Genomic DNA, 1,152 nt, shown 5'->3' on the forward strand with positions numbered 1-1,152 from the left:
CAGCTCGACCACCGAGAGCTGCGGGATGGCGAAGCGGTCGCCGGCGGCCTCCACGATCAGGGCCGAGACGATGGCCAAGGTCAGCGGGATCTTGATGGTAACCGAAGATCCTTCGCCGGCGACGCTCTTGATGTCGATGGTGCCGCCGATCTGGTCGATATTGGTGCGGACCACGTCCATGCCGACGCCGCGGCCCGAGACCGAGGTGATGGCGGCGGCGGTCGAGAAGCCCGGCGCGAAGATGAACTTGTGGATCTGGGCTTCGCTCATCTTCTCGAGCTCGGCCTCGGCGACGAGGCCTGAGGAGATCGCCTTGGCCTTGATCTTCTCGGTGTTGAGGCCTCTGCCATTGTCGGCGATGCAGATGATGATGTGGCCGCCCTCGTGATAGGCGGACAGGCGAATGGTGCCCTGCTCGCCCTTGCCGCTGGCAAGGCGCTCGGCGGGGGTCTCCAGGCCATGATCGGCGGAGTTGCGCACCATGTGGGTGAGCGGGTCCTTGATCAGATCGAGCACCTGGCGGTCGAGCTCGGTGTCGGCGCCGTGCATCTCCAGCTCGATCTGCTTGCCGAGTTCTGAGGAGAGATCGCGGACGATGCGGGGCAGCTTCTGCCAGGCATTGCCGATCGGCTGCATGCGCGTCTTCATGACGCCCTCCTGCAGCTCGGCGGTGACATTGGACAGGCGCTGCAGCGGCACCTTGAACTCGGTGTCCTCGTTGCGGCGGGAGATCTCCAAGAGCTGGTTGCGGGTCAGGACCAGCTCGGAGACCATGGTCATCAGATGCTCCAGCGTATCCACGTTGACGCGGATCGACTGGTTGGCGATGCGGTCGCCCTCGCTGGCGCCCTCGTCGGCCATCGACTTCTTGACCGCGGGCTTCTCCTTGGCGGGCTTTGCGGCTTGCTTTGCGGCTTCCTTGGCAGCGGGCGCGGGAGCCTCAGCCGCCGGCGCGGGCTCGGCTTTGGCAATAGGCGCAGGCACCGGCGCTTCAATCGCGGTCTCGCGGAAGGCGCGCTCGAGCTCGTCGAGCGAGACCTCGCCCGGACGCAGCGGGCGCTCCAGGGTCTGGTCGATCAGCGTGCCCGTGGTCATGTCTTTGGCGGGCGCGGACGCGGCGGCAACAGGGGCTTCCGGCACCAGCGGCGGAGA

1 protein-coding gene is annotated in these 1,152 nt (G+C 66.7%); it reads right to left on the reverse strand.

Annotated elements, in window-relative coordinates; genetic code table 11:
- On the reverse strand, positions 1 to 1,152 hold a 1,152-nt coding region (locus IVA79_RS22020), incomplete at both ends, for a chemotaxis protein CheA (RefSeq protein ID WP_247556583.1).

It is taken from the genome of Bradyrhizobium sp. 138 (assembly GCF_023074075.1).
GTDB lineage: Bacteria > Pseudomonadota > Alphaproteobacteria > Rhizobiales > Xanthobacteraceae > Bradyrhizobium.